The sequence below is a fragment of the Coleofasciculus sp. G3-WIS-01 genome (genome assembly GCF_040223135.1).
Classification (GTDB): domain Bacteria; phylum Cyanobacteriota; class Cyanobacteriia; order Cyanobacteriales; family Coleofasciculaceae; genus Coleofasciculus.
In genome coordinates this window covers 1-7,556 of the sequence record NZ_JAVJZI010000121.1, presented here as the reverse complement: position 1 = coordinate 7,556, position 7,556 = coordinate 1, and the positions used below count along the sequence as shown (strand labels likewise).

Here is a 7,556-nt window from a genome sequence, read left to right as displayed (position 1 = left end):
ATATTGTCCGCGCCATTGTCCCCACCGGGAAAAATCAAGGAACGCACATTGGGCGAGTGACAGTGAGAGCTGGTCGAGTCTTTGACTTGACTACAGCAAAAGGGAAACTGCAAAGCATCAACTGGAAGTATTTCGAGCTAATCTGGAAAGCTGACGGTTACACTTATGTCCACAAAGGAAAGAAATGTCCATTGATGCGAGCGATTAGAGGAATAGCGATCTGGTGCAAAAGCGGAGTTGATCTGAGTTTTTGGCTGGGAGGAACTTCAGATTAAATCACATCTGGATGTTGAGCCATGCGCCGTCGCCGCCCACGCCGCTTCAGCCATTCAGTAGCATCATCGATGAAGGAATACACCACCGGCACTACCACCAAGGTTAACAGGGTGGAGAGTAAAAGTCCCCCTAGAATTACGGTAGCGATGGGGGAATAGGCATCCATACCGATTTCTGGAAAGAACGCCAGCCGCACAATTACGATAACGGTGGTGAATGTTGTCATGGTAATCGCTTTTAACCGGACAGGACCTGCCATTCGGATCGCCACATCGCGGGGAACCCCTTCTTCTCGTTTAGCGAGGATTAACTCTAGCAGCAGAATTGCTGCGGATAGAGACAAACCGGATAGGATAATAATGCCCAGAATTGAGACGCTTGAAAGGGTTTGATCTGCCAAAATCAATCCGCCGAAGACACCGACTAATTGCAGGGGAACCGACAGCATCATCACCAAAGGTTGAATGAAAGAGCCAAACTGAATGACGAGAATTAAATAAATTAAAATCAGCGATACAATCAACCCTTTAAGCAAACGGTCAAACTCGATCATCATATCCGTCATGTCACCCATGGAATCAATACCATAACCGGGCGGAAATTGTAACTCCATTCCCGCCCGCATTGCGATCGCCATTGATAAATCCATGGAAGCAGGATCGCCTTTCCGGTAGTAGCCGTTGACGTACACCACCCGTTTACCATTAATATGCTCAATCAATGTGGGACCATTATGCCGTTCTAAGGTAGCAACGGTTTTTAGGGGAACCTGTTGTCCCATCGGTGTCGTAATGTACGTGTTTGCCAGATTGCTCAGGGTGCCACGTTCTTCCTCCTCATAGCGCACCAGAATCGAATTTTGCCGCAGGTTGGGACGGTTATAATAGCGGCGGGTAAAGCCACCTGTGAGGGCGTAGCGGGCTTGTTCTGCCACCATCCGCACATTCATTCCCAGTTCTTCGGCGCGGCGGCGATCGATTTTGATCTGATATTCTGGCTGAGTTAGGGCTGAACTGGTTTGGGGCATGACTAAACCGGGCGTATCTTCAGCGATGCGGAGTACATCTTTAGCTAAACGATGGAGTATATCTAAATCCTCACCATATACCGCTAGCTGAATCGGAGCCGCAGACGTTGCCATTACGTCAACACCCATCTCCTTTAAAGCAATGCGGCGCAAACCTGGAATAGTACGGCGGGCTTCGGCTTCGACGCTATCCATAATGTCCCAGATGTCACGGTTGCGATCGTCCTTGAGGGTGACAATCACAGAGGCGGAGTTAACGCTGCCCATACTGTAACCGCTGAAATAGGTACTATTACGGGTCAGTTCAAACCCCGTTTGGGAGGACACTTTGTCGATGTCCGGTTGGGCGAGTAAAATCTGCTCAAAGCGATAGGTACTCTCGTCAGTCTTAGCAAAAGACGTGCCAGGTTCCATCTCCAGCGATGCCATAAACTGACCCGAATCCCCCAGCGGCATCATTTCTTGAGGCACAAACGGATAAAGTGCGATCGCAAACACAATAGCAGATCCTGCGATCGCCAGCGTCACCTCCCGATTGTTCATACAGCGCTCCAGCAGCCAACCATAGCCCTGCTCTAGTTTCTCAAAGCCTACCCGCACCGGGGTCAACAGCCACTGTAACCACGTCTGTCGTTGGCGTCTTTGCTGAGGTGGCTTGAGTACAAATGCTGCAATTAGGGGAATCAGCGTTACCGACACAATCAGCGAGGCGATAAAAGCAAACACCATGGGCCACACAATGCCCACAAACATCAATCCCGTCAACCCTCCTGCCAAAATCGTTGGCAACAATGCTGCAATCATCACACAACTTGCCGCCGCACTTGCCAGAAATACCTCCCCCGTTCCCTGAATTGCCGCTTGTCGGGGGCGTAACCCTTCCCGTAGTTTCCGATCAATGGAGTCGATGACGATGATGGAATCATCCACCAGTTTCCCAATCGCCATCATCATGCCAATCAGGGTGGAGGAATTAAGGGACATCTCGATGGGAATAAAAGGCAAGGTGGAGAGAGCCAGAGAGGTAGGGATGGAGATCATGATCAGCGCCGTGGCGCGGAAATCTTCTAAAAAGATTAAGATCACCACCCCGGCGAGCAACACGCTGATCAGCAGCTCTTGGAAGGTACTGTCGAGGATAATGTTGACCAAATAGGAGTTATCATAAGCTTCTGCAAAGCTAAGACCCGGATACTCTGCCTGAATCTGCTCCAGTTCTGCCCGTACCTGTTTGATCACCTTCGGGGAACTCGAATCCGGCTTCTGGATCACATTCACGGCTAAAGCTGCCTCGCCATTGTAGCGGTAGCCACTGCGCCGTTCCTCAAACGTATCTTCTACGGTAGCCACATCTCGGACGTAAACCACCTGCCCATCCTGCTCCAGCACCGGGTAATCCATCACATCCGCCGCACTCAGCGCCCGTTTATCCACCCGCACCAGGATTTCCGAGTCACTCTGCGTCAGCACCCCAGCCCCTTGGCTGACGTTATTGGCATCAATTGCATCCCGCACCTGCAAAATCGATAACCCGTAAGCGGCTAGCTTCTGTCGATCCACCACCACCTGAAGCTGTCGCCGATAGCCACCGAAGATGGATACAGCCTGGACATTTGGCACTTGAGTTAGCCGATCAACCAAGGTGTTATCAGCAAATTCCCGTAGCTGCACCGGGTCCCATCCGTCTCCCTGTAGCGCCAACGTCAGCACCGGACGGTTCAGCGGATCAATCGGCAATACCCAGTAGGAACGGGAATTCAAGCCATCTAGCTCAATGTCTCCCTCAGCAGCCGTCATGATGCTCTGCACAGACTGCACCGCTTGATTGATATCGTCTCCCCAGGCAAATTGAATCGTCACTAAGGACATATCTTGCTGGGAGCTAGAGCGAATAAACCGCACATTGTCCAGCACCGTCAGCCGCTGCTCGATGGGCTTGCTGATATAGGTTTCAACTTCTGTGGGCGAGGAACCTGATGCCATGGTAACAATCGACACCAATGGACTTTCCACGTAGGGCATCATCCGCACCGGTAGGAGTATTAGAGTCAGTACGGACAGCACTAGCACCGCGATGTACAGAGCAGCGACAATTACCGGATGCTTAATCGACCAACGGGTGAGAAAGGTTTTGATCATGGCAGAGCTGGGGGAGCTGAATTTTCAAGGCATTATTGATTTTTGAGGCAAGTAGGGGCGGGTTTTACCGATAACGCTCCGGCTCAAACCACTAACTTAACTAAACCCGCCCTGACCAAGTTGTCACAGTTTACTTCACCTCAATATCAAATGTTTCTTGCCCAGACATAGCCGGATCAGTCGATTTCACCGCCATCATCCATTTTCCTTTCATACCCATGTTAGTCATCACCTTGTATCGTCCAGGCTGAGTATCAGGTTCTACCTTAGTCATGGCTGTCATTGGCTCCATGTCTTCCATTTCCATAGACAGATCGACTTGTAGATCCTCGACGGCTACAGGTTCATTGGTAGCGGGATCAATCACCTCGACCACGAATTCCGCATCACCCATCGGCACAGTGCCATCTTCAGGAGACACCATGGTGATGATTACGTCATTTTCGGCAGAGGATGCCATCGTTTCGGTTGTCGGAGCAGTAGCTGCATCCGTTTCTACTTCACTCTCCACTTGATTAGCACTACTGCAAGCGGTGGTTAAAACGCTGATTGTCAGCACGAGCAAAAGAAGTTTTTTCATGATCCTCACTACGTTAATTAGAATGAACAATCGTGGTCTTACAATGCTACTTAACCGGCACCGTGAGCAGAGTTTGACCCGCGTAATCGGGGTCTTTAACCTCGACCTTAATATGCCACTCTCCCGCCATGCCAAAGTGAGTTTTGACCTGGAACTGTCCGGGTTTGTCCGTTGGTTCTAGTTCCACCATTGTGGTCATTGGCGGCATATTGGGCATGGGCATGGTGACATCTACCGTCACATCCTTAGCGGGTAAGGGTTCCTGAGTCTTGGGATCACGCACTTCTAGGATGAGTTCAGCCCCCCCTGAGTTAAATCTCTTGGTGGGATCAGGGCGAACGATCGCAACCTCAATCTTGTCCTGACTACTATCCCCTAACATCGGTACGGGATCGCCAGTGTCATCCACCACCGTCACTTGAGCATTAGGAACCAGACGGCTATCCCCAGAGGTAATCACGCGATCGCCCACTTTAAGTCCCTTGGTGATTTCGATGCGATCGCCACTGCTCATCCCTGTCTCAACCACACGCCGCTGCGCCCGATTTTCCTCTATCATCCACACCGACTGCTCGCCATCGAACTCCGCCACGGCGTTTCGAGGAACCGATATCGTATTTGCCTTACGATTGGTGAGAATAGTCATATCCAAAAACTGCCCGGATAACAGACGCTCTTGCGGGTTATCCATCATCGCTTCAACTCTCACAGTGCGGGTGTCATTGTTGGTTTGCGGGAAAATGCTAGTAATCTCACCTGTCAAGGGCTTATCCGTTACGCCCGGCATCTCGGCTTGAATCGGTGTACCCACACTGATATATCCGGCATCCTGCTGTGCCACATTAGCCTGTAGTCGTACCTGGGAATAGTCCCCGATTTTCACCACGCCCATACCGGGCTGTACGACAACGCCCGGATCGACCATACGAGTTTGAACAATGCCGCTAATTGGGGATTGCAATGTGGTGTAACTTTGCATTACCGTCGCTGTACTCACCTCCGCTCGCGCTTGACCCACCTTGGCGCGATTTTGATCCACTTGGGCGATTAGCCTTGCCCGTCTTGCTTTAGCTCCCTTAATCGCCGCCTGTTTAGCATTCACTTCAGAGGCGACAATATCCAAGTCATCTTGGGCGATCGCGCCTTCGGCGACTAGGGTAGCAAAGCGATTCTGTCGTAGCTGTAAATAATCCAGTTCGGCTTGCAAGCGGGCAATTTCTTGGGTTTGTTCTTCAATCTGGACTTGGCTCGCCCGTAACGAGGTTTCCATCGCATCCGCTTCCGCCTGGGCTTCTGCCAATTCCGTCGAGCGTTCGGTTGCATCCAGTTGAGCCAACACTTGTCCCGCCTTGACGCGATCGCCGGGATAAACTGAATAGTTTGTTAGTTGTCCTGCAACCCGTGGATAGACAACTACTTCCTGATAGGGCATAATCGATCCGGTGTAGGACACATTTGCCTCAAATTCTTCAGGCTGCACCACCTCTACCGTCACCGGAATCGGGTTAAACGCACCATTCACCTGCATCATGTCATCGTGAGACATCCCCGACATATCATGACCTTCCATCTCAGCCATAGAGTTAGTCGGTTTGATTTGATCGGTGATCAGGAAAATACTGCTGCTGAGTACGGCGAAGACTCCCAGACCGAATAAAACCCGTCCGTATTTCTTGCGGCTAAACGGATGTAGCCTTTCTTTGTCTGGTTTGGAGGTTAAATGGTCTGGATTTTCAGATGAAGCGTCTGGAGCGTTGGGACGATACTCGTTAGTATCCGAATGGGGTAGGGGAGGTTCCAGAGACATAAGACATTCAGTCTGGATCAGACTACTGAAGAATCGTATCTATATCAAAAGTATCAGTTAATTATGAAATCCGAATGAAATCCTGACTGGGCGGATATCTTAAGAGGAATTACACTGAACATTGGCATTTTTGGCTCGCCTAAACCCTTGATATACTGTAGGGTGGGCATTGCCCACCAGCCTTAAGTGAATGAGTAAAGGTTTAAAACATCTGCTGCACGGCGACTCTAGCCGCTAACCACTTTCGCACTACACTAGATTTATCGCACTCGCATTGTGGAACTGCCATGTCCTTCACGCAAGAGTTGGAAACGTCCGAAGAACTATGGGATGATATAGTCTTTCCCCCCAGTGACCTACTGAGTGACGAACCTCCTTTGGAAACTGACTTGCATCGCCTACAAATGACATTGCTCATCGCTTGTTTGGAATGGCTGTGGCGAGAGCGCAATGATTTCTATGCCTCTGGGAATCTGACGATTTACTATTCTCCCCGTCAGCGTAAGTCGGAGAAGTTCCGGGGACCGGATTTTTTTGTGGTGTTAGGAGTTGAACGCTTCCCGCGCCAAAGTTGGGTAGTTTGGGAGGAAGATGGGAAGTATCCCAATGTGATTGTGGAAATTCTTTCTCCCAAGACGGCGGCGACTGATCGAGGTTTAAAAAAGCAGCTATACCAAGATATTTTCCGGACTCCGGACTATTTCTGGTTTGATCCAAATAGCTTAGAGTTTAAAGGATTTCACTTAGTCGATGGGGAGTACGAGGAATTGCCCCTGAATCAGCAAGGGTGGTTATGGAGCAAGCAGTTGGGGTTATATTTAGGGATTTATGAGTCGAAATTGCGCTTTTTTAGTGCCGAGGGAAAGTTAATTCCCATACCCCAAGAAGTCGCTCAACAAGAACAACAACAGCGAGTGCAAGCCGAACAACAGTTAACCCAAGCCGAACAACAGTTAACGGAAATGGAATCGTTGTTGAATCGATATCGGGAACGGTTTGGAGAGTTGCCCGACTGAATTGGCTTTGGGAAAGGAGATTTTGGGCAAGCAAGGCGATCGCATTGCAGGCAACGTCTGGAACCAAATGATGTGTCCTAACCGCTATGGCGATTGCTATATGTACGATTGTTGAAGGGGTTGAGCGCTTTTGTCCACTACCCGATCAGGTTTTACGCCCTGTGTCGTACATCTGCATGGGGAACTTCAGTTGAGGGGTGAAGCATGAATGGACGTGAAGGAATAGAGGAGCGGGGTGATGTCGGTGAGGGGTCTGACCCCTGAGAAAGCCAGCCGTATCGTTACTGGCACATGGCTCAGAATCTCACAAAAACCCCATCGCGGAAGCCCACGATGGGAACAGAGTTTCCCGGTTGACACTCCACCTAACTGGAGAGTTTAAACTTGAAGTAGAGTCCCAAACCCAAGCAAAGAATTAATGGTGAGGTTTTAATTATGCTCAAGCATCTAACATCTTGGATGCATCAACAGTCGCGTCCCCTGCTCTTATCGGGTGTTGCTGTAGTAGGGGTATTGGGAGCGACATATTTGACAGTCGAGGTGTGGGGAAAAAGCACCAATAGCCTAGGATTGACACTCCCCGCCCTATAAGTGCGGGGATTCTTAGTTCCGCGACACACCTTACAATTATCTATCCTTGCGGCAATACTTAAACCAAACACCCGTAGAAAACTACCAAGTATTGAGCCTAATTTAGATAACTCCAGAGGG

5 protein-coding genes and 1 pseudogene are annotated in these 7,556 nt (G+C 50.0%); 3 read left to right on the top strand and 3 right to left on the bottom strand.

The genetic code is table 11. The features are described 5' to 3' along the window. Positions 1 to 275: pseudogene (locus RIM23_RS12180) on the top strand (hypothetical protein); the annotation flags it as partial. On the opposite strand, the gene RIM23_RS12175 reads toward RIM23_RS12180, so the two are convergent. The 3 genes from RIM23_RS12175 to RIM23_RS12165 all read right to left on the bottom strand — a co-directional run bounded on the left by RIM23_RS12175 (position 272) and on the right by RIM23_RS12165 (position 5,829). Beyond that, positions 272 to 3,439, bottom strand: a complete 3,168-nt coding sequence (locus RIM23_RS12175; protein ID WP_446367406.1) for an efflux RND transporter permease subunit — start codon at positions 3,437 to 3,439, stop codon at positions 272 to 274. The pseudogene RIM23_RS12180 and the gene RIM23_RS12175 overlap by 4 nt on opposite strands. Before the next feature lie 133 nt (positions 3,440 to 3,572). After that, positions 3,573 to 4,022 carry a FixH family protein gene (locus tag RIM23_RS12170; RefSeq protein ID WP_446367404.1) on the bottom strand — a complete coding sequence of 150 codons (450 nt, stop codon included), beginning with the start codon at positions 4,020 to 4,022 and terminating at the stop codon, positions 3,573 to 3,575. A gap of 46 nt (positions 4,023 to 4,068) precedes the next feature. Beyond that, entirely contained in the window at positions 4,069 to 5,829 is a 1,761-nt protein-coding gene (locus RIM23_RS12165) for an efflux RND transporter periplasmic adaptor subunit (RefSeq protein WP_446367402.1), read from the bottom strand. A gap of 287 nt (positions 5,830 to 6,116) precedes the next feature. On the opposite strand from RIM23_RS12165, the gene RIM23_RS12160 reads away from it, so the two are divergent. Together RIM23_RS12160 and RIM23_RS12155 are read left to right on the top strand one after the other, a co-directional pair. Beyond that, positions 6,117 to 6,845, top strand: coding sequence for a Uma2 family endonuclease (locus RIM23_RS12160; protein ID WP_446367400.1), 729 nt, complete (start codon positions 6,117 to 6,119; stop codon positions 6,843 to 6,845). A gap of 435 nt (positions 6,846 to 7,280) precedes the next feature. After that, positions 7,281 to 7,436 carry a hypothetical protein gene (locus RIM23_RS12155; RefSeq protein WP_446367398.1) on the top strand — a complete coding sequence of 52 codons (156 nt, stop codon included), beginning with the start codon at positions 7,281 to 7,283 and terminating at the stop codon, positions 7,434 to 7,436. The last annotated feature ends 120 nt before the right edge of the window (positions 7,437 to 7,556 follow it).